This is a genomic window from Pseudomonas sp. HLT2-19-2 (assembly GCF_054898005.1).
Genome location: NZ_CM142712.1, coordinates 3,619,131 through 3,639,491, shown reverse-complemented (window position 1 = coordinate 3,639,491; position 20,361 = coordinate 3,619,131). Strand labels below are relative to the sequence as shown.

Genomic DNA, 20,361 nt, shown 5'->3' with positions numbered 1-20,361 from the left:
AGAAATTGTGCACGCCGCAAACCCTGTAGGAGCGAGGCTTGCCCGCGAAGACGGCCGCACAATCAACAACGTATCGCCTGACACACCACCTTCCAACAATCACTTACTCCTCTGCGTCGAGTCACAACAATGACAAACACTCGCAGCGACTGGGAACAACGCTTCCAGTCCTTAACAATCGAAGGCCGCGCATTCATCGACGGCCAATACCGCGCGGCACTCAGCGGCGACACCTTTGAATGCATGAGCCCGGTAGATGGTCGCTTCCTGGCCAACGTCGCCAGCACCGACGAAGCCGACGCCAATGCGGCAGTCGCCGTCGCGCGCCGCACCTTCGAATCCGGCGTTTGGGCCCGGTTGGCACCCGCAGAACGCAAACGCATTTTGATCCGCTTCGCCGATCTCATCCTGGCCAACCAGGAAGAACTCGCCCTGCTCGAAACCCTCGACATGGGCAAACCAATCAACGACTCCATGAACATCGACATCCCGGCGACCGCCAACGCGATCCGCTGGAGCGCCGAAGCCATCGACAAGATCTACGACGAAGTCGCCGCCACACCGCACGATCAACTCGGCCTCATCACCCGCGAACCTGCAGGCGTGGTCGCCGCCATCGTGCCGTGGAACTTCCCGCTGATCATGGCCAGCTGGAAGTTCGCACCAGCCCTCGCGGCCGGCAACTCGTTCATCCTCAAGCCTTCGGAAAAGTCGCCCCTGACGGCGATCCGCATCGCTCAGCTTGCGCTGGACGCGGGCATCCCGAACGGCGTGTTCAACGTTCTGCCAGGCTACGGTCACACCGTCGGCAAGGTGCTGGCGTTGCACATGGACGTCGACGTGCTGGCCTTCACCGGCTCGACCGCGATTGCCAAGCAACTGCTGATCTACGCCGGGCAAAGCAACATGAAACGCGTCTGGCTCGAAGCGGGGGGAAAGAGCCCGAACGTGGTGTTCGCCGACGCGCCGGATTTGCGCGCGGCAGCACAAGCGGCGGCCGGTGCGATTGCTTTCAACCAGGGCGAAGTCTGCACCGCCGGTTCGCGGTTGCTGGTGGAGCGCTCAATTCGCGAGCAGTTCATTCCACTGCTGGTGGAAGCCCTGCAAGCCTGGAAACCGGGGCACGCCCTCGATCCAGAAACCACCGTCGGCGCAGTCGTCGATCAGCGCCAACTGGACAACGTGCTGCGCTACATCCAGATCGGCAAAGACCAGGGCGCGCAACTGATCGCCGGCGGCAACCGCACCCTCGAAGACACCGGTGGCCTGTACGTGGAACCCGCGATCTTTGACGGCGTAACCAACGCCATGACCATCGCCCGGGAAGAAATCTTCGGCCCGGTGCTGTCGCTGATCACCTTCGACACCTTCGATGAAGCGCTGGCGATTGCCAACGACAGCATCTTCGGCCTGGCCGCCGGCGTGTGGACCAGCAACCTGAGCAAGGCCCACACCTTTGCGCGCGGCTTGCGCGCCGGCAGCGTCTGGGTCAACCAGTACGACGGCGGCGACATGACCGCGCCGTTCGGCGGGTACAAGCAGTCGGGTAACGGTCGGGACAAATCGCTGCACGCGTTCGACAAATACACCGAACTCAAAGCGACCTGGATCAAGCTCTAACACCTCTACAACGGCGGTCACCGGCAGGTGCCGGCGGCCATCGGAGAAACCTATGAAACAAAGCTCTGTTAAACAAAATCATGTAAACAGCTACTACGCCGCCACCCGCAACTTCACCGGCGACTTCCCGGTGCTGGAACAAGCGGTGGACTGCGACGTCTGCGTGATCGGCGCCGGCTACACCGGTTTGTCCTCGGCCCTGTTCCTCTGCGAAGCGGGCTACAGCGTGACCGTGCTCGAAGCCGCCAAAGTCGGTTTCGGCGCCAGCGGTCGCAACGGTGGCCAACTGGTCAACTCCTACAGCCGCGACGTTGATGTGATCGAAGAACGCTACGGCGACAAGACCGCCGAAGTCCTCGGCAGCATGATCTTCGAAGGCGCCGACATCATCCGTCAGCGCATACAACACTACGACATCCAGTGCGACTACAAGCCGGGCGGCATCTTCGCCGCGCTGAACAAAAAGCAACTCAAAGGTCTGGCCGAGCAGAAAAGCAACTGGGAACGCTACGGCAACAAGAACCTGAAAATGCTCGACGCGGCGGACATCAAGCGCGAAGTCGGTTGCGACAACTACGTCGGAGGCCTGCTCGACATGCAGGGCGGCCACATCCACCCGCTGAACCTGGCCCTTGGCGAAGCCTCGGCCATCATCGGCCTCGGCGGCAAAATCTACGAGCAATCGGCCGCAGTGGAAATCACCTACGGCGAACCGATCACCGTACGCACCGCCAAAGGCCTGGTGCGCGCCAAATACCTGCTGATCGCTGGCAACGCCTACCTGCCGCAAGACCTCGACAATCGCGTCACGCGCAAAAGCATGCCGTGCGGTTCGCAAATCGTCGTCACCGAACCGTTGTCCGAGAAAGTCGCGCGCAGCCTGATCAAAAACAACTACTGCGTCGAAGACTGCAACTACCTGCTCGACTACTACCGCCTCACTGCCGACAACCGCCTGCTGTACGGCGGCGGCGTGGTCTACGGTGCCCGCGAACCCGACGACATCGAACAACTGATCAAACCGAAAATCCTCAAAACCTTCCCGCAACTGAAGGACGTGAAAATCGACTACCGCTGGACCGGCAACTTCCTGCTGACCATGTCGCGCATGCCGCAATTCGGCCGCATCGAAAAAAACGCCTACTACATGCAAGGCTACAGCGGCCACGGCGTCACCTGCTCGCACCTGGCCGGCAAACTGATCTCGGAAATGATCCGCGGCGACGCCGAACGCTTCGACGCGTTCGCTTCGCTCCCGCACATGCCAATGATCGGCGGCCGCACCTTCCAGGCCCCCCTCACCGCCATGGGCGCCGCGTACTATGCGCTGCGTGATCGGTTCGGCATCTAAGCGTTAACCTTACCGGCGGCCTTCAAACGTGGGGCCGCCGGCTTTTTTGCCGGCCATTTGTCGAACCTGCTGAGCAACACGAACAAACGTGATTTAATAGCCGCCTTTCAAATTTCCGGGACAGGGAAGCGGTACTTTCGCGGCCAAAAGTCGCCCGCCATCCACCCCCATAACCCTTAAGTATTCTCCGCATAAGGCTGTCATGGACACGGGCTCACGACTCAAATTAGTACGCGAAAGCTACAAACTGTCCCAGCGCGAGCTGGCCCGGCGTAGCGGCGTCACCAATGCCACCATCTCCCTGATCGAACAGAACCGCGTCAGTCCCTCCGTCAGCTCCCTAAAAAAACTGCTCGAAGGCATCCCCATGTCCTTGGCAGACTTCTTCACCTTCGACCAACCACCCCGCGAGCACCAATACGTGTTCCGCGCCAATGAACAGCCGGATCTGGGGCGTCATGGGCTGCGGTTGTTGCTGATTGGCGCTTCGGTGCCGAGCCGGCAGATGCGGCTTTTGCGGGAGCAATACGCGCCGGGGGCGAGTTCGGGGGAAGAACCGATTGTGCACTCTGAAGGGGAGGAGTGTGGGCTCGTTACCCGTGGCACTGTTGAGCTGACTGTTGATGGGCAGATTAGTGTGCTGAATGCCGGGGATGGGTATTACTTTCCGACGACGTTGCCGCATCGGTTTCGGAATATTGGGGCGGATGAGGCGGAAATCATCAGCGCCAACACCCCGGCTAACTTCTGATCTCAACAACGGACGCCAACCTGTAGCAGATGCCGAAGGCTGCGTCCGCGGCCAACACCAATTCCCAATGGAAACCGCGGCACAGGTTTTTTTCAAAGTAAATAGACTTCACTTCATGACTGGACCATGCATCCGGCCCCTCGAATGGCTGCCAAGGGTCGATTACTGCCTGTCATGACGGGCAGTAATCGACCCAAAGCTGCCGGTCAGCAACTGCAGAATTCGGCCATAAGGAGACGTCCAACGATCAGCCCGGCTAGAATCTGCGACTTCTTCTCACTAGCTAAAGAGATACTGCTCAGTGTTTAACCGCTATATAGCCTCCCGCGAGAGGATGACCCAGGACTTAGGTAATGCGCGTTTGCTGCTGGGTCAGCGACTTTCCGTGTTATTGCATGACCAGTACTACTTCAACGATGAGAAATGTCCGGAAGACATAGGATCGTTAGTATGGCGGGTTGGCGAACATCAGACCGTTTCGATGTACTTGCTAGCTGATGGGGAAAGTGTCGGGGCTGACCTATCAGATCTGGAACCCCCCGCGCCCTTCGAGCTTGACGCAGCTAGCGCCTGTTCGTGGCGTAGAGAAAATCTGCTTTCCGTCTTATCCGCCCTCTCTCTTGAAGGAAAGATCATCACTGAGGTTCAAGGAGTTGTCGACAAAGGATGGGACCAAGAGACTCGGCTTGTAGCCTTCAAAATCACCTTCGAGACCGGCGACTACCTGATCTATCTGAACCAGGGTGACAATGCAGTCGTGCTGATCAACGAACCGCCCGAGAGTGTGGCGGGTATCGAAACCAGCTTGGTGACTTCGCTGGGATGACAGCTTTGGGTCGTCAAATGCACTTCATGAAAAGCAGCAATCGGCCAAAAGCAGCCAACTGCGAACGGCGGTTACCGACCCAATGCGGACGCTGACCAGCATTTGGTTAAGGGTCGGGCTTTAGCCCGTCCCAGTGAGCGAAGCGAACGGTTTGAACCAGTTGTTATGCATGTTTTACTAGCCGTTTCTTTAAGTGATACAGGTTAGTCCCGATTGGTCGATCCTCGAGAACACCATAAATCTCATACCCATGCTGCTCATAGAACTGTTTAGCATCAACGGTTTTTAAGAATGCAACTACTGCCCCATTGTTGGCGCCAATCGTTTCTGCTTTTTCCAATAACATAGAACCGACTTTTCTACCGCGATGAGATTCCTTAACCCAAAAGGTATCAATTTCTAAGCCATCCCAGTAACAATTACAGCTTATTGCACCGATGTAGTCGCCTACTTCATCGTGTGCAACCACCATAAATATTTTATCTTCCGATTCTGGCGGTAGATTTGGATATTGAATTCGAAGATATTCTGAAAACCTATTATTCAGAACTCCTTGATCCTTTTCTGTTGGAGAATCCAATATATCAATCTTGATTTCCACTTTATTGCTCCGATCATTCAACTTTTAGGTGCCGTACGGCTTTTGGCATAACAATTAATTTTGCAATATGCGATGTCGCATAACATTCCATGTTCATGCGTAATCCCTTGAACAATCAAAAAATCGAGTCTGTAAACGCGACATCAAGAAGGGGGAAAGCGGCATATTTTTTTGCACATTACTGACGTATTAGCTGCGTGTCCATGGTCTGCTTTTGGCCGATTGCTGCCTGTCACAATCATCTGAATCTAGCCCCCCAGATCAAAAGCTGGAACTACAGCACATGATCAAGTAATAAAAACCCGCATCAATGCGGGTTTTTTTGGGTTGAAATTCGATCACTGGCCTTTGGAGGTATCAAACCCACGCTGCTCAATCACCCGAAACACATCGCTTACATCCTGGACCATAATCCGAGCGATGTTGGTGACGGTGTTGATATCGTTCTCGGCGTAGTCCGGCAGGCTGGTGCAGGCCATCAGATGCAAGTATTTGAGGACAGCATTGAGGCGTTCGCTGACGCAGTTGTGAAGTTCGCGTAGCGGGGCGTCGCTGTCGATGAGCAGGACGGGGTAGTCGGTGGCGAATTGGGACATGGGGGTGAAGCGGCGGGGCGGGTGTTGAGTCGACATGGTGTAAATCCTCACAAAAGAAGAATTGCCACCTTTCTGCTGCGAAACAAATGGGTGGCAGCTGTGCGCGGGTTCGCAGACCGGAGACCCACACCAAAAACCCGGCAGACCCGAGGGTCTCCCACGCACAACCGCCATAAAACTAATGCAACCAGAAGCGGCTGCATCATGCCTGACGGTACTTTGGTGTCAATCTAGAGGGCTGCGAAACCCTGTCACTAACTGCGGTTAGCGACGGGTCGAATATAGGCGTCCATTTTGGTGCTCACAACCGGGCTGTAGGACGCTTTTGCGGTCGTTGTGGCAAGGCTGATTGCCACTGTTTGCGGGCGTTTCGCGGCATTCCGGGAGGTGCGGAGTGCCGTGAGAAATGGAGGGCAGGTTTTGGGGCCGCTTCGCTGCCCAACGGGGGCAAGCCCTCTCGCCACTAAAGGTAAATTCCTACACGATTTTCGGACGTCAGTTTATAAAATCGGATGCTCAGAAAGAATAAAGCCCCGAATCATCGGGGCATTATTCTTTGCGATTGCGCAGTTCCAAAATCGTTACCGCACAGCCTCCGCCGTCATTGCCTGGCCTGCGGTGAATGCGGGTTGTGGTCGGTGTGTTTCGGTCCCGCCAATGCCCACGCTATCAGCCCGAACAGCGGTACAAAGACGATTACCACCATCCATACGAGTTTGTTGCTGGATTTGCCTTCGGCTTTTCGCACTTTGTTGATTGCCCATAACTCGACCAGCACAAGAATTGCGGCGAGCACGATCCAGATGGTTTCGATTTGCATTAGTCACCTCCTGATAGTTATTCAGTTAGGTGGGCAGGTGTGGACGGGGTTCATTAAATTTGGGAGCTTTGTGGGGATGGCGGGCAAAGCGAAAACGGGCTTGCTCGCGAAAGGTGTGACAGTCGACATGGATGTTGAATGTCATGGCCTCATCGCGAGCAAGCCCGCTCCCACAGGCATTTAGGGGTATTCAAAATCTTCGTTATTCGCTGATTGATAGCAGCATTCGCCGCAGCATTTCATCGCAGCCGTTCAGTTGATCGAGGCTGACGAATTCGTCGGGTTTATGACCCTGATCCATGCTGCCGGGGCCGCAGACTACTGTGGGAATTCCTGCGGAGTCGAATAGGCCGCCCTCTGTACCAAACGCTACTGTGCCGAACTCTCGTGAACCGGAAAATGCAGCAATCAACTCAGCGGCTTCGCTGTGAGCATCGGTCGCCAAACCGGGATACGCCGACAGCTCACTGAAGCGGATCTCGCTCTGCTCACTCACGGCGCGCATTCGGGGCAATACCTGTTGCTCGGCGTAGGTCTTCAGTTCCTGCGCAACAAGGCCAGGATCATACGAGGGCAGGGCGCGGATTTCGAAGTCGAAGCGGCAATCGGCGGGGACGATGTTCAACGCCTTGCCCCCGGAAATCACGCCGGTTTGCACGGTGCTGAACGGCGGATCGAAACGCGCGTCGTGATGTTCCGGCGCTTTGAGTCGGTGGCCAATCCGTCCCAGTTCACCGATCAGTTCGGCGGCGCATTCAATCGCATTGACCCCGAGCGGGGCGTAGGCGGAATGGCACGCTTCACCGTGAATATCGCAACGCATCGCCAGTTTGCCCTTATGGCCGAGCACTGGTTTGAGTTCAGTTGGCTCGCCAATGATGCACAGCATCGGTTTAACCGGGCGCTGTTCCAACTCCGACAGCAACGAGCGCACGCCGAGGCAGCCGACTTCTTCATCGTAGGACAGCGCGATATGCACCGGCAGCCGCAGCGCGGCCTTCACCAGCGACGGGACCAGGGCGAGTACGCAGGCGATGTAGCCTTTCATGTCCGCCGTGCCGCGACCGTACAACTTTCCGTCGCGCTCGGTGAGATCGAACGGCGCAACAGTCCACGACTGGCCGTCGACGGGCACCACGTCGGTGTGCCCCGACAGCACAATACCGGGCCGATCCGCCGGGCCAATGGTCGCGAACAGATTGGCCTTGCTGCGCTGCTCGTTGTAAACCAGCTCGCAAGGCACATCGAAGCGTTCGAGGTAGTCGCGGACGAACTCGATGAGGTGCAGGTTTGATTCGCGGCTCGTGGTGTCGAACGCCACCAACGTTTTCAGCAAATCGAGGCTGTTGCTCATCGGTCGTCTCCGGCGACACCGTAGCCAGGGGATTTGTCGGGGGCCAGGGCACGATCGATGTAGTCCTGAACCTGTGGGCGATAGGCGTCCCAAAGTTTCTCAAGTTGGCCGACTGGATCGTGATCCGCCCAATCCACCCGCAGGTTGATGATCGGCCAAGTCAGCTCGCCGACCACCACCACCGCCGCCGAATGCACTGGCCCGGCTTCGCCGCCCGCCGCGATGGCCGCTTTCATTGCTGCCAGCAAGCGGTCGGCCAGTTGACCTTCGCCGTGCTCGAACGCCTCAACCATGGCCTCGATCACCGACCGATCCGACAGCATGTTGCCGGCGGCCACGCATTGCTCGCCCGACACGGCGTTGTGGTTGCCCAAGGTTTGCGAGCCGCTGAAGTGCGCGGTGCGGCCGAGGTGGTCAATCGCCGTGATCTGCCGATATTGGCTGTAGCCGTTTCGGGTCAGGACTTTGTCCAGTGCTTCAGCAGGCGCGAGGCCTTGCTCCATGAGGGCAAGGACTTCCGGGCCGAGTGACGGCAAGGTGATGTTTTGTGTGGAGACGGCGCCGACACCTGGTAGCAGCCAGGGGCAGCGTGCGCCGACGGCGATGCTTGAGGAACTGATCGCAATGCCGAACTGACCGGTTTCGGGGCAACGTGCTGCGATGGAGAAGGTCATGGTTTTGCTCCTTGTTTTGCCTTGGTGAAGGGGGCGACTCGGTCTACTTCCTTACTCAGGAATCACCGCAATCACATCAATTTCCATCAACCACTGCGGCTGCCCCAACGCCGACACCACCAACCCGGTCGAAATCGGAAACACCCCTTTAAGCCACTTGCCCACTTCCTGATACACCGGCTCGCGGTAGCGCGGATCGATCAGGTAAGTGGTGGTTTTCACGATGTGGCTAAGGTCGCTGCCGGCCTCTTCCAGCAACTGTTTGACGTTGCGCATGGCTTGCTCGGTTTGCGCGCGCGGGTCACCGAGGCCTACCAGTTTGCCTTCGAAATCAGTGCCGACCTGACCGCGAACATAAACGGTGTTGCCGGCCCGGACGGCCTGGCACAGGTCGTTGTCCAAGCTCTGGTTGGGGTAGGTTTCTTTGGTGTTGAACATGCGAATACGGGTATGGGTTGGCGTGGACATTTGAAGCTCCTGAAAAGGCTTAAGCACTGACCGTGGTTTTATGGGCGACCGGGGCGGAGTCAGCCTCGCGTTGCGCCGCATCGTGGTAGTCGAGGTAGGAACGCTGGATGGCGATGTGATCAGCCACATATTTGGCATCGTGCCAAACGCCCCAGATGAACGAAGAACCACGACGCGACTGCCACGGCAGGCCGAGGAAATACACGCCAGGTTCGCTCGATACGCCGCGCTGATGCTGCGGCTTGTCGTTGTCGTCGAAGGCAGCAACCTTAAGCCAGCTGTAATCCGTAGCAAAACCGGTGGCCCAGATGATCGAAGTCACGCCGGCCTTGGTCAGGTCGAGTTCCAGAATTGGCTGGGTCACACACTCCGGATCGGCGAAGGTGTGGCGGGCTTCAGGCTCTTCCGGCAGGTCCAGGCCGTTGCGTTCGATGTAGGCATCGGCGGCATTGAGCAACGCCAGATAATTCTCATCGCCGCGCGCCAGGTTGTCGGCAAGGTTTGGTTGGAAGGTCGCCACGGCGCCGTTGAACGATTGGGTCAGACCCACGAGCGTCATGCCGCGATGGGCGAGACCACGGAAGTCCACCGTCCGACCGCCATGCGCACCGCTGACAGCGATGGTGACGTGTTCCCGGCCGGGCTTCATGGCGGCCTGATCCCACTCGCCGAGCACACCCAACCACCAGCAGAAATCACGGTTGCGATAAGCGCGGGGAGGGCGATCATGTGCACCGACCGAGAGGTAAACCTTCTTGCCGGCACGCTGCAGTTCATCAGCGATTTGCACCCCCGACGAACCGGCGCCGACGACCAGGACAGCGCCTTCAGGCAGTTGCGCTGGATTGCGATAGTCGGCCGAGTGGATCTGCAGGAATGGCTGATCTTTCGGCGCGATGGGCGGGATAACCGGCCGCTGGAAAGGTCCGGTAGCGGCCACCACCCGGCTGGCCTCGATCACGCCTTCAGAGGTTTCGATGGTGAAGCCCGGCCGACCGACATTGCGCTCAACCTTCAGCACGTCCACGCCGGTGCGGACGGGGGCGTTGAATTTCTTGGCGTAGGCTTCGAAATAGTCGGCGACGCGTTCTTTCGGGGCAAAGCCGTCGGGGCTGAGGTCGTCGAATTCAAGACCGGGAAAACGGTCGTGCCAGGCCGGACCATTGGCCACCAGCGAATCCCAGCGACCAGTACGCCAGCGTTCGGCGATGCGATTGCGCTCCAGCACCAGGTGCGGCACCCCGAGTTTGCTCAAGTGTTCACTCATGGCCACGCCAGCCTGACCGGCGCCAACAATCAGCGTATCTGTTTTGATTTTTTCAGTGGTCATCTCTATACCCTTCGAAGTTGGTTTTAGGTCGGTAACGGCCTGCCATTTCTTGGGGTCAAGACTAGGGATCACCCTGGTATCGGTAAAATATTATTAAGCTGGCATTTGAGTATAAATAACTGATGCAGAGGCTCAGGGAAGGTCGAGTCTGCCCGCAAGGCTGGAGAGATTGTCTTCTGCCGCGTCTTTTCAGCCATCGGTGATGCTCCAGGACTTGCCTAAACATCGAAGGTTGATGGTCGTTCCGGGTTATGCATCTGCAGGCCACAGCTCCGGTGCGTAGTGACGAGTTTTTTTTATACGCAGGATCGGGATGGAATGAGAAAGACTAAATCTGTATCACCTACGTCAATACCCGCCTGTGAAAGCAGCGTAGTAACCTGGCCACGGTGATGGGTTTGATGGTTGAAAAAATGCATGATCAGGCTGTAAAAATCCTTATCGGACAGCGACGAGACATGTGGTGAATGTTTAAAGGCGATCAAGCCGCACTCGCCTAACTTTTGCAAGTTGGGGCTGGACGCTCAGGCGGGTCGGATGCTGGCGATGCTGAAGCTTAGCGCAGGACTTGAGAACTGTAACCGGCAGCGGGGAGATGAGCCCGGGTGACGCATGGTCACTCACCCTTCAGCAACTGCAGCCGATAGCTTGAGATGCAGCCGACTTGCCTCAACGACCAGCGGGAATCTATGTCGAACAATCTCCCTTCTATCCCCCGCACACCGATTGATCGTTCAAGCGTATCGCTGGCACGCGCTTCTCTGTTCAAGTTTGCAAGTCTCTTGGCAGGCGTTTTTTTCCTTGCCAGCTATTCACTTGTTTATCTTGCGCATGATTTAGACCGAACGGAGGAGGTCGAAAGTGCTTTCTACACGAAGATGGCCATGCAATCGCTGGAAAAATCGCTGCGGTCGACCGTCAAGGATTACGCATTTTGGGGCGATGCTTACAAGCACCTGCATGTTGAAATGGACGCTGACTGGGCGTACGTACGACAAAACGTCGGGACAACGCTTTACACGGATTTTGGATTTGCGGGCGTGTTTGTCATCAACGACGTCAATCGCACTGTTCACTCTGTGCTCAAGGGTGAGTTGAAAACGGTTGAAGTCGAGGAGTGGCTCGAGCAGTCCATTGACGCGATTCTCGTAAAGGCTCGTGAAGGCGCGGAAACGGAAACGCCGACAACCGCCTTCATTGTCGTTGGAGGCGTTCCAGCCTTGGTCGCGGCAGCGGCGATTACGCCGGGAACTGACCCGACAGTGGTGCCTGATGACAGGTCGCCGTCGGTGTTGATGTTCGTCGACATTCTGGACAGCGCCAAACTCGAGATGATAGGCAGGGATTACGGGGTGAATGGCCTGCGCGTCGCCACTTCTGACGAAATCGGCAAAACGTCTGTCTTTCCATTGGGCGAGAACGGTACTGCCGGTAGTGTGCACTGGAGTCCGTCCAGGCCAGGTCTTCGGTTATTGGGACTAGGCTTGCCATTGATCGGCATCGCCGCGCTCTTGATGTGCCTGATGACCTGGGCCATTTTGCGTCGCACGACCGCAGGTGCGCAGGCACTTGACGCCAGCTACACATCACTGCAAAGCAGTCAGGGTGCCCTCGCCACCAGCGAAGCGCGCTTTCGCGATGTCGTTGAAGCCAGCTCAGACTGGGTATGGGAAATAGACGCTGATTGGCATTTCACCTATCTATCCGAGCGATTTGAGGATGTGACAGGGCTCTCCAGGGAGGCTTGGATTGGTGCGGCGATGGATGATCTGCTGAGCACCGAATCAGGCACGTTATCTCAGTGGCTCAGCATCCCGAACCGTCGCCCGGATATCAGTGTTCAGTGCCGCTACGTCGATACTAAAGGCCAAGAGAGAATCACGCGTCTTTCGTCGCGAGAAATGGCCGGTGGAGGATTTCGGGGTACTGCAACTGATGTCACCGAGGAAGTCGAAGCCCGTCGCAGAATCGAATTTCTCTCACAGCATGACGCGCTTACCGGGTTGCCAAACAGGACACGGCTTCAGGAGTTTCTTGACGGTAAACTCAAGGCTTTGCCAACGGTAAAACAACCTCTGGTCATGCTCAGTCTGGACCTGGATCGATTCAAACCGGTGAATGACCTGTTGGGGCATGCGGCAGGTGATCGGGTACTTAGCGAAGTATCGAGCCGCCTGGCCGACTGCGTGCGCCACGGCGACCTTGTCGCCCGGGTCGGAGGTGATGAGTTTGTCCTGATCCTGACCGATGTGAGCTCCCAGGAAGAAGTCGAGGCGCTAAGTCGCCGCCTGATCGAGTCCATCGAGCGACCTATCGAGATCGATGAGCAGGAAGTGTTCGTCAGCGCCAGTATTGGCATTGCAATGGCGCCAAATGACGCTCGCGAGGCTACGGAGCTGCTTCGCTATGCGGATATTGCGTTGTACGAAGCCAAGGCCGGCGGTCGTAATACATGGCGCTTTTACGCAGGCGATATGAACGCGAAGATCATTGAGCGCCGCCGTTTGGAAAGCGACCTGCGTTTTGCGATCAAATACGGAGAGCTGCGGTTGCATTTCCAACCGCGCTATCGCATTGCTGACGGTCAGATGGTCGGTGCCGAGGCGTTGGTACGGTGGCAACATCCTGAGCGTGGTTTGATATCACCCGACACGTTCATCCCGATTGCGGAAGAAAGCGGGCTGATTCTTTCCATGAGCAACTGGGTCATCGATACCGCCTGCAGATACGCCGCGCGGTGGCCGGAAAGTCTGTTCGTATCGATTAACCTTTCGCCCATCGAATTCAAGCGAGGCAATTTGGTAGAACGCCTCCAGAAAATACTCTTCGACTCTGGAATCGATCCTGCCCGAGTAGAGCTGGAAATTACCGAAAGCGTCATGCTCGAAGATGCTGAAGGTGCGCTTGAGATAATGCGTACGCTCAAACGCCTCGGCGTGCGCATATCCATGGACGACTTCGGAACGGGATATTCTTCGCTGAGCTACCTGCGCGCCTTCCCATTCGATGGCCTGAAAATAGACCGCAGCTTTTTAAACAGGCTGGGTGAAAGCGAGGGTGACAAGTCGATCATCCAGGCCATCGTGGGCTTGGGCCGCGCGTTGTCGCTCACCGTTACCGCAGAGGGCATTGAAACAGCCGAGCATCTGAAGTTACTGAAAGCGGTGTCGTGTGACGAAGGTCAAGGCTATTTCTTGAGCCGGCCGCTCGATTATTGCGCGTTCAACGCTTTGGTGGGAGTCAGAGAAAGTACAGGTATTAAAAGCAACGTGTAAGGCGCAGTACAGACGACAGGCATAGAGTGCCAAATGACCTGGACTCATCTCATGGAATCGCATTAATGAAGAGTATTCCATAGTGTGGTGCTATCAATCCGTTAAACGCTGCTCAGTTCTACCGGCGATGCGGTTTCGTCGGTGAACAGACGGCTATTTACCAGTCGCCCTCCGGCCTGCAACTCGCTTGCATTCCGATGGTGAAGAGGCTGTTACGGACTTGAACAGCTACTTCGCTTTCCAGTGACCACCGCCCGACTCGCAATCAATCTTCGCCTGACTCAAATGCTCGGCGTTGTAGTAATACGTAGTCACTTGAGCATTGTCGGGAATATTCAGCGATTTGCTGTTCTTGTCCTTGCTGGTTGAGTGAGGGTTGGCCAGCGATTCTTGCGTCAACGTCGCGATACACGTGGCCTGAGAATGATCGGCGCACTGTTCGACTTTTTTCTTGGTGCTGGCCAGCATGTCTTTGCTCTCGTTGCTGCATGACCAATCGATGGCGTTCACCGGCATGCCTTCGTACTCATAGCAGCTATGAGATTCCACCACCGGAACGGAAGGGCTTTGAGAGCGGGTCAGCACGTCACAGCCTTCAGCCATGACCAGGGTGGGACTCAGGCTGGCAAGCAGAAACAGAAGTCTACTGTTCATCGGGATTTCCTCTCCAGTGGCGCTTTACTTGATCAAGGATCGTGCTTACTAGGGTTTCGAAAACGCGATGAGGCGCGGGGTTCAATTCGTTTTATAAGCCCGCTGCGGGAGGGGGCGCAAAAAACGAAGACCCGATGGTATGCTCGCTGCGCCACGTGCTGGCAATCCAGGGAACACTCTTCAAGGAAAGGAATGGCGGATGATCGATTTCAACAACAAAGGCTTCTTCAAGCTCAAGCAAAACAACGAGTACGCGGAGCGAGTCACCGCGCTGCTGCTGGACGGCGAGCAAGTCATTGATGCCTATAAATCCATGCGCGACGGCGTGGTGTTTACCAATAAACGAATCATCGCGGTCAACGTACAAGGCATCACCGGCAGCAAAAAAGACTTCACTTCTTTACCTTACAAAAACATCGTCGCTTACTCCGTGGAAACCTCGGGCACCTTTGACTTGGACTCTGAACTGGAAATCTACTTTTCCGCGCTGGGCAAAGTGAAGTTTGAATTCACCGGGAAGACGTCGATGGTCGAGATTTCGAAACTCATCTCAATGCATCTGTTGGGCTGAGTTTTTTAGACTTCGTGGCAACTTTTCAGAGGCAACAATGGAAGCATGGACACTGCATTGGCTGGAAGCCTCGGGGAGCCTTGCCGAACTTCGCTCCGATTTGATCGGCGAATTTGACGCCGCTTACAAGACGATCTCTCGTCTGATTACCCCTCCGAGACTAGATGTGTTGATTCAGAGGCTCCCTGGCGAGACGATTCCTGAAATGGGCCTCGTGGGACGAGCTTATCGAAGCTCAATGTTTACGATGACCATCGATCCAGACAACCCGAATTTATTGCCAAGTCTGCGCACTGGCGCGCTGCATCGACAGATTGTCCATGAAGTCCATCATTGCTTGCGCATGGCGGGCCCTGGCTACGGTTGGACGTTAGGAGAAGCCTTGGTCAGCGAGGGACTTGCCGGACAGTTTGTCCGGCATTTGCTCGGTAACGACCCAGAGCCTTGGGAGTGTGCCGTCACCTGCGCCGATCTGCTGCGCTCACCTGTAGACCTGAAGACCCTTGAGTCCACGAACTACAATCACGCAGAGTGGTTCTTCGGTTTTGGTGCTCACCCAAAATGGCTTGGCTATACGCTCGGTTATCAGATGGTTGGGCGCTGGCTTGCGTCAATGGGCGAAATCGATGCTTCAACCTGGACCAACGTACCCGCACAAAATATTGTCGCCTCAGCGCTTGAGGAAGGCCTTGTGTTGCTCAAGCCCAACGACCGTTAAAGCATTCAAACCTGGGAGCTGCGAGATGACTCAAACACTGGAGCGCGCCATTGCCATCGCCGCCACCGCGCACGCGGGGCAGGTCGACAAGGGCGCAAACCCTTACATTCTGCATCCGCTGAAAGTCATGTTGCGGGTTACGACGCTGGAAGAGCGCATCGTCGCGGTGCTGCATGACGTGGTCGAAGACTGCCGCATCAGCCTTGATGACCTGCGCAAGGAAGGGTTCAGCGAAGTCGTTCTGACAGCCATCGAATCGGTCACTAAAGTGCCGGGTGAGTCCTATGAGGCCTTCGTCGAACGCGCGGCGCAGAACCCGATTGGGCGGGTGGTGAAACTGGCGGACCTGGAAGAGAACAGCGATCTGTCACGGATTGCGCAGCCGTCGTGGGAAGACCTGGAGCGCATTGAAAAATATCGGCGGGCGATTGGCGTGTTGCGCTCGTAACGAGCCGAACAAATAGATCCGTCCCCATTTCCTCCATTTCCCTACAACACACTACATACGGAAGGATTGCCCTCTCCCTTGCGAGAGAGGGCAGATGCCCGCCTAGGTGTGATGAATTTCCCGATCCTTGGTTTCCGGCAGGAAGAAGATGCCAAGAATCGCCGTCATCACCGCGATGACGATGGGGTACCACAGCCCGTAGTAGATATCACCCGTGGCCGCGACCATGGCGAATGCCACCGTGGGCAGAAAGCCGCCGAACCATCCATTGCCGATGTGGTACGGCAGCGACATCGAGGTGTAGCGGATGCGCGCTGGGAAGAGCTCCACCAGCCAGGCGGCGATCGGGCCGTAGACCATGGTCACGTAGATCACCAGGATGGTCAGGAGCAGCAGCACCATCGGATAGTTGGTCTTGGCCGGGTCGGCCTTCTCGGGGTAGCCGGCGTCCTTGAGGGCAGTGCCGAGGGTGGCGGTGAAGGCGTCGTTGCGAGTCTTGAAGTCGGCGGCCGGCATGCCGGTGCCCTCGAAGCTCGGGATCACTTTGTTGCCGATGCGGACCTGCGCGACGGCGCCAGGCTCAGCCTTCTCGTTCTTGTAGGGGATGGCCCTCTTCGCCAGCACCGTCTTGGCGAGGTCGCAGGAGCTGGTGAATTTGGCCTTGCCCACCGGGTCGAACTGGAACGAGCACTGGTCAGGATCGGCGATCACCGTGACCGGGTTCTTCTCCTGCGCGATGAACACGTCGGGGTTTCCGTATTGGGTCAACGCATGGAAGATCGGAAAGTAAGTCAGCGCTGCGATAATGCAGCCGGCCATGATGATCCCTTTGCGGCCGATGCGGTCGGACAGGCTGCCGAATATGACGAAGAACGGCGTGCCGATCAGCAGGGAGCCGGCAATCAGCAAGTTGGCGGTCTGCGGGTCGATCTTCAGCGTCTGCAGCAGGAAGAACAGCGCATAGAACTGCCCGGTGTACCAGACGACGGCCTGGCCGGCAGTGCCGCCGAGCAGGGCCATGATCACGATCTTAAGGTTATCCCAGCGGGCGAAGGATTCGGTCAGCGGTGCCTTGGAGGACTTGCCTTCGGCTTTCATCTTCAAAAACACCGGCGACTCGCTGAGTTGCAGGCGGATGTACACCGAGACGATCAGCAGCAGGATCGACAGCAGGAAGGGGATCCGCCAGCCCCAGGCCTCGAAGGCTTCGGTGCCGAGGAGGGTGCGGCAGGCGAGGATCACCAGCAGCGAAAGGAACAGGCCGAGGGTCGCGGTGGTCTGGATCCACGAGGTGAAGTAGCCGCGCTTGCCTTTCGGCGCGTGCTCGGCCACGTAAGTCGCCGCGCCGCCATACTCACCACCCAGGGCCAGGCCTTGCAGCAGGCGCAGGGTGATCAGGATGATCGGCGCCGCCACACCGATGGTCGCATAGCCGGGCAAAAAGCCCACGATGGCCGTGGAGATACCCATGATCACAATGGTGATGAGAAAGGTATGCTTGCGCCCGATCATGTCGCCCAGTCGGCCGAACACGATGGCGCCGAAGGGGCGTACGGCGAACCCCGCGGCGAATGCGAGCAGCGCGAAGATGAAGGACGTTGTCTCATTGACGCCGGCGAAGAAGTGCTTCGCAATAATCGCGGCGAGAGAGCCGTAAAGGTAGAAGTCGTACCACTCGAACACGGTGCCCAGAGACGAAGCGAAAATGACCTTGCGCTCCTCCTTGGTCATCCCGTGGCGGGGCGCGCTGCCCGTGGGAGTGTTGTCGATTGCGGCCATGAGTCTTCTCCGTCTTGCTCTTGTTGTAGGCCGGAGTACCTCACTACCTTTTTGCCGCACCCAGGCCCTGGGGCTGATGTCGTCGATGACGAATTGCGCGAAGCATGCACACAGGCTGACGGCCTCGCATCGCTGCAAGGTTTCTTGAAGCATAATTGGCTTCGCGCAGATATCCACTCGCAATCACGCTTAACCCCAGGGTGAAACGCCGCTGGAGGCGTGAAGACTCAAGTCTTGATCACGTACCCATAGGCGCGAATGCGGCCACCTTCCTGTTTCAAGTACACGCCCTGTAGTTCCGGCGTGAAGCCAGGCAGTGAGTTGATACCTTCCTCCAGCGCCAGGAAGTACTTGAGCACTGCACCCCCCCATATTTCCCCGGGCACTACGCAAAGCACGCCGGGCGGATAGGGAAGGGCGCCTTCGGCAGCGATGCGACCCTCGGCGTCTGCCAGCGCCACCAATTCGACGTTGCCACGGATGAATTCGAACTGTGCTGCCTGAGGGTTCATGGCCTTTTTCGGGAAGTGTTCTTTGCGGAACATCGCCTTCTGCAATTGCTGGACGTTGTGGGCACGGTAGAGGTCGTGCATCTCCTGGCAGAGTTGACGAATGGTGTAGTTGCGATAGCGCTCCTGGTGCTGCGCATAGATGGCCGGCAACACCCGGCTCATCGGCGCGTCATCGCTGATGAAGCGTTCGAAACGCGCGATCTGAGAGGCAAGGTGGGTCATCTTCGCCCAGTCTTCGGCCGGGGTGAGCAGGAACAGAATCGAGTTCAGGTCGCATTTTTCCGGAACGATGCCATTTTCCCGCAGGAAGTTGGCGAGGATGCCGGCATGGATACCGAAGTCGGTGTAGCTGCCATCGACCGGGTCGATACCTGGCGTGGTGAACAGCAACTTGCAGGGGTCGATGAAGTATTGCTTGTCGGCGTAACCGCCGAACGCGTGCCAGCGATCCTTCGGATGGAACTCGAAAAACCGGATGTCGTTGGCAATGTCCTCAGTCGGATGGTCCTGCCAGGGGCGACCGTCAATGGTGTCCGGCACGAATGGACGGACCATAATGCACGCTTCCAGAATCAACTTGCGCGCATCAATACCGAACTTCACGCAGTCTTCCCACAGCCGCTGGCCACTGCGCCCGGAATGGATGCGCGCGTTGACATCCAGTGAGGCGAACAGCGGGTAAAAAGGGCTGGTAGACGCTTGGGACATGAAGGCGTTGTTCAGTCGTGCATGGCTGCAATAACGGGCCTGGCCCTTGATATGGTGATCTTTCTTGTGGATTTGCGAAGCCTGGGAAAATCCCGCCTGCTGTTTGTGCACCGATTGAGTGACAAATATGCCAGGGTCGTTTTCATGCAGGTCAAGCAGCAGCGGCGAGCAATCCTTCATCATCGGAATGAACTGTTCGTAGCCCACCCACGCCGAGTCAAACAGGATGTAGTCGCACAGTTTGCCGATGCGATCGACGACTTGTCTGGCGTTGTAGATGGTGCCGTCATAGGTGCCCAGCTGAATGATCGCCAGGCGAAACGGCCGTGGCAGTTGGGCCTTGTCCGGTGCGACTTCGCTGATGAGTTCGCGCAGGTAATCTTCTTCGAAACAATGGGCGTCAATCCCGCCGATGAAACCATAGGGGTTGCGCGCGGTTTCCAGGTAAACCGGGGTAGCCCCGGCCTGGATCAATGCACCTTGATGAATGGATTTGTGGTTGTTGCGGTCGAACAGCACCAGGTCGCCAGGGGTGAGCAACGCGTTGGTGACCACCTTGTTGGAGGCGGACGTGCCATTGAGTACGAAGTAGGTCTTGTCGGCGTTGAACACCTGTGCCGCGTGTTTTTGCGCCAGGAGTGCCGGGCCTTCATGGATCAGCAAGTCGCCGAGCTTGACGTCGGCGTTGCACATGTCGGCGCGAAACAGGGTCTCGCCGAAGAAGTCGAAGAACTGCCGGCCAGCCGGGTGTTTGCGGAAAAACTGACCGCCCTGGTGGCCAGGGCAGGCGAACGTAGCGTTGGCCGATTCGGTGTAGTGCTTGAGCGCGTCGAAGAAGGGCGGCAGGAGACTTTCTTCATAGGCTTTTGCAGCTGTCTCCAGTTGGTTGCCATGGTATTGGGCGTTGTTGCGCGAGGGGTCAAAAATGCCATTTACCTGAAGCAATACCTCCTGCAGGTGCTTGTAGACATCCCGAGCGCGGTTGTCGGAACCGGGAGAGGCGACGAGGAAAATGGGAATATCGAAACCGGTACGCTGCAGGGCATCCAGGGCGCCAGCCATCACATCCTCGACAGAGAACACCGCAACCGCGACGTCGGTATAGTCGGTTTGATTGAGCGAAATCACTTCTCGGGAGGTGTGGAAACAATCGAACGCGGAATCACTGGCGGCTATTTTCAAGGTTTTCATGCGGGGGGAATCTCCTAGCGGACACTCACTTGTCCGTTGTTTTTAAAGAGATCAATTTACCGAGGGAGCCTTCAAGGTCCCCTGATCCAAATCATGTCGACACTGGTTATAGAC

Annotated in this window: 18 protein-coding genes and 2 pseudogenes; 9 read left to right on the top strand and 11 right to left on the bottom strand. The window is 57.1% G+C overall.

Features of this window, described 5'->3' with window-relative positions; translation table 11 throughout:
* The first annotated feature begins 129 nt into the window (after positions 1-129).
* The 4 genes from ACYZTU_RS16975 (at position 130) to ACYZTU_RS16960 (ending at position 4,548) form a co-directional block, all read left to right on the top strand.
* The gene (locus ACYZTU_RS16975) at positions 130-1,620 is read left to right on the top strand and encodes an aldehyde dehydrogenase (RefSeq protein WP_461964355.1); all 1,491 of its coding nucleotides are present in this window, start codon (positions 130-132) and stop codon (positions 1,618-1,620) included.
* Between the two features lie 52 nt (positions 1,621-1,672).
* Positions 1,673-2,971, top strand: coding sequence for an NAD(P)/FAD-dependent oxidoreductase (locus tag ACYZTU_RS16970; protein WP_461964354.1), 1,299 nt, complete (start codon positions 1,673-1,675; stop codon positions 2,969-2,971).
* Between the two features lie 202 nt (positions 2,972-3,173).
* Entirely contained in the window at positions 3,174-3,722 is a 549-nt protein-coding gene (locus tag ACYZTU_RS16965) for a cupin domain-containing protein (protein ID WP_007895886.1), read from the top strand.
* Between the two features lie 301 nt (positions 3,723-4,023).
* Entirely contained in the window at positions 4,024-4,548 is a 525-nt protein-coding gene (locus ACYZTU_RS16960; protein ID WP_461964353.1) for a hypothetical protein, read from the top strand.
* A 163-nt stretch (positions 4,549-4,711) separates the two neighbouring features.
* On the opposite strand, the gene ACYZTU_RS16955 is transcribed toward ACYZTU_RS16960, so the two are convergent.
* The 8 genes and pseudogenes from ACYZTU_RS16955 to ACYZTU_RS16920 all read right to left on the bottom strand — a co-directional run.
* Positions 4,712-5,149 carry a GNAT family N-acetyltransferase gene (locus ACYZTU_RS16955; protein ID WP_218192544.1) on the bottom strand — a complete coding sequence of 146 codons (438 nt, stop codon included), beginning with the start codon at positions 5,147-5,149 and terminating at the stop codon, positions 4,712-4,714.
* Positions 5,150-5,487: 338 nt separating this feature from the next.
* Positions 5,488-5,781, bottom strand: a complete 294-nt coding sequence (locus ACYZTU_RS16950; RefSeq protein ID WP_461964351.1) for a fructose-bisphosphate aldolase — start codon at positions 5,779-5,781, stop codon at positions 5,488-5,490.
* Positions 5,782-6,346: 565 nt separating this feature from the next.
* Positions 6,347-6,565, bottom strand: coding sequence for a PLD nuclease N-terminal domain-containing protein (locus tag ACYZTU_RS16945; protein WP_461964349.1), 219 nt, complete (start codon positions 6,563-6,565; stop codon positions 6,347-6,349).
* Positions 6,566-6,767: 202 nt separating this feature from the next.
* Complete coding sequence (gene argE / locus ACYZTU_RS16940; RefSeq protein WP_461964347.1) at positions 6,768-7,919, bottom strand: acetylornithine deacetylase; 1,152 nt, start codon at positions 7,917-7,919, stop codon at positions 6,768-6,770.
* Entirely contained in the window at positions 7,916-8,593 is a 678-nt protein-coding gene (locus tag ACYZTU_RS16935) for a DUF1028 domain-containing protein (protein WP_461964346.1), read from the bottom strand. Before ACYZTU_RS16935 ends, argE begins: the two co-directional genes overlap by 4 nt.
* A gap of 51 nt (positions 8,594-8,644) precedes the next feature.
* Positions 8,645-9,061: a RidA family protein gene (locus ACYZTU_RS16930; protein WP_201202981.1), complete on the bottom strand. Its 417-nt coding sequence runs from the start codon at positions 9,059-9,061 to the stop codon at positions 8,645-8,647.
* A gap of 19 nt (positions 9,062-9,080) precedes the next feature.
* Positions 9,081-10,391 carry a flavin-containing monooxygenase gene (locus ACYZTU_RS16925; RefSeq protein ID WP_461964344.1) on the bottom strand — a complete coding sequence of 437 codons (1,311 nt, stop codon included), beginning with the start codon at positions 10,389-10,391 and terminating at the stop codon, positions 9,081-9,083.
* A gap of 296 nt (positions 10,392-10,687) precedes the next feature.
* Positions 10,688-10,837: pseudogene (locus ACYZTU_RS16920) on the bottom strand (DinB family protein); the annotation flags it as partial.
* Positions 10,838-11,080: 243 nt separating this feature from the next.
* Here ACYZTU_RS16920 and ACYZTU_RS16915 point away from each other — a divergent pair.
* Both ACYZTU_RS16915 and ACYZTU_RS16910 read left to right on the top strand, forming a co-directional pair.
* On the top strand, positions 11,081-13,666 hold the full coding sequence (locus ACYZTU_RS16915) for a bifunctional diguanylate cyclase/phosphodiesterase (protein ID WP_461964343.1): 2,586 nt from the start codon (positions 11,081-11,083) through the stop codon (positions 13,664-13,666).
* A 101-nt stretch (positions 13,667-13,767) separates the two neighbouring features.
* Positions 13,768-13,890: pseudogene (locus ACYZTU_RS16910) on the top strand (GNAT family N-acetyltransferase); the annotation flags it as partial.
* A gap of 4 nt (positions 13,891-13,894) precedes the next feature.
* Here ACYZTU_RS16910 and ACYZTU_RS16905 read toward each other — a convergent pair.
* Positions 13,895-14,320 carry a hypothetical protein gene (locus tag ACYZTU_RS16905; protein ID WP_461964341.1) on the bottom strand — a complete coding sequence of 142 codons (426 nt, stop codon included), beginning with the start codon at positions 14,318-14,320 and terminating at the stop codon, positions 13,895-13,897.
* Positions 14,321-14,519: 199 nt separating this feature from the next.
* Here ACYZTU_RS16905 and ACYZTU_RS16900 point away from each other — a divergent pair, with 199 nt between their 5' ends.
* From ACYZTU_RS16900 to ACYZTU_RS16890, 3 genes are read left to right on the top strand one after another with little or no spacing between them, the layout of a single operon-like run.
* A complete protein-coding gene (locus tag ACYZTU_RS16900; protein ID WP_461964339.1) occupies positions 14,520-14,891 on the top strand; it encodes a PH domain-containing protein in 372 nt (123 codons plus the stop codon).
* Positions 14,892-14,928: 37 nt separating this feature from the next.
* Complete coding sequence (locus ACYZTU_RS16895) at positions 14,929-15,609, top strand: DUF2268 domain-containing putative Zn-dependent protease (RefSeq protein ID WP_461964337.1); 681 nt, start codon at positions 14,929-14,931, stop codon at positions 15,607-15,609.
* A 25-nt stretch (positions 15,610-15,634) separates the two neighbouring features.
* Positions 15,635-16,057 carry an HD domain-containing protein gene (locus tag ACYZTU_RS16890; RefSeq protein ID WP_461964336.1) on the top strand — a complete coding sequence of 141 codons (423 nt, stop codon included), beginning with the start codon at positions 15,635-15,637 and terminating at the stop codon, positions 16,055-16,057.
* Between the two features lie 102 nt (positions 16,058-16,159).
* Here ACYZTU_RS16890 and ACYZTU_RS16885 read toward each other — a convergent pair whose 3' ends face one another.
* The gene (locus ACYZTU_RS16885; protein WP_461964334.1) at positions 16,160-17,836 is read right to left on the bottom strand and encodes an MFS transporter; all 1,677 of its coding nucleotides are present in this window, start codon (positions 17,834-17,836) and stop codon (positions 16,160-16,162) included.
* 227 nt (positions 17,837-18,063) lie between these two features.
* Positions 18,064-20,247: an ornithine decarboxylase SpeF gene (speF, locus tag ACYZTU_RS16880; RefSeq protein ID WP_461964333.1), complete on the bottom strand. Its 2,184-nt coding sequence runs from the start codon at positions 20,245-20,247 to the stop codon at positions 18,064-18,066.
* Positions 20,248-20,361: the final 114 nt, after the last annotated feature.

Coding starts and splice junctions, on each gene's coding strand:
- ACYZTU_RS16935 (WP_461964346.1), bottom strand. CDS start 8,593: ATGACCTTCTCCATCGCAGCACGTTGCCCCGAAACCGGTCAGTTCGGC.
- argE (WP_461964347.1), bottom strand. CDS start 7,919: ATGAGCAACAGCCTCGATTTGCTGAAAACGTTGGTGGCGTTCGACACC.
- ACYZTU_RS16965 (WP_007895886.1), top strand. CDS start 3,174: ATGGACACGGGCTCACGACTCAAATTAGTACGCGAAAGCTACAAACTG.
- ACYZTU_RS16900 (WP_461964339.1), top strand. CDS start 14,520: ATGATCGATTTCAACAACAAAGGCTTCTTCAAGCTCAAGCAAAACAAC.
- ACYZTU_RS16975 (WP_461964355.1), top strand. CDS start 130: ATGACAAACACTCGCAGCGACTGGGAACAACGCTTCCAGTCCTTAACA.
- ACYZTU_RS16890 (WP_461964336.1), top strand. CDS start 15,635: ATGACTCAAACACTGGAGCGCGCCATTGCCATCGCCGCCACCGCGCAC.
- ACYZTU_RS16930 (WP_201202981.1), bottom strand. CDS start 9,061: ATGTCCACGCCAACCCATACCCGTATTCGCATGTTCAACACCAAAGAA.
- speF (WP_461964333.1), bottom strand. CDS start 20,247: ATGAAAACCTTGAAAATAGCCGCCAGTGATTCCGCGTTCGATTGTTTC.
- ACYZTU_RS16945 (WP_461964349.1), bottom strand. CDS start 6,565: ATGCAAATCGAAACCATCTGGATCGTGCTCGCCGCAATTCTTGTGCTG.
- ACYZTU_RS16895 (WP_461964337.1), top strand. CDS start 14,929: ATGGAAGCATGGACACTGCATTGGCTGGAAGCCTCGGGGAGCCTTGCC.
- ACYZTU_RS16970 (WP_461964354.1), top strand. CDS start 1,673: ATGAAACAAAGCTCTGTTAAACAAAATCATGTAAACAGCTACTACGCC.
- ACYZTU_RS16925 (WP_461964344.1), bottom strand. CDS start 10,391: ATGACCACTGAAAAAATCAAAACAGATACGCTGATTGTTGGCGCCGGT.
- ACYZTU_RS16915 (WP_461964343.1), top strand. CDS start 11,081: ATGTCGAACAATCTCCCTTCTATCCCCCGCACACCGATTGATCGTTCA.
- ACYZTU_RS16885 (WP_461964334.1), bottom strand. CDS start 17,836: ATGGCCGCAATCGACAACACTCCCACGGGCAGCGCGCCCCGCCACGGG.
- ACYZTU_RS16905 (WP_461964341.1), bottom strand. CDS start 14,320: ATGAACAGTAGACTTCTGTTTCTGCTTGCCAGCCTGAGTCCCACCCTG.
- ACYZTU_RS16950 (WP_461964351.1), bottom strand. CDS start 5,781: ATGTCGACTCAACACCCGCCCCGCCGCTTCACCCCCATGTCCCAATTC.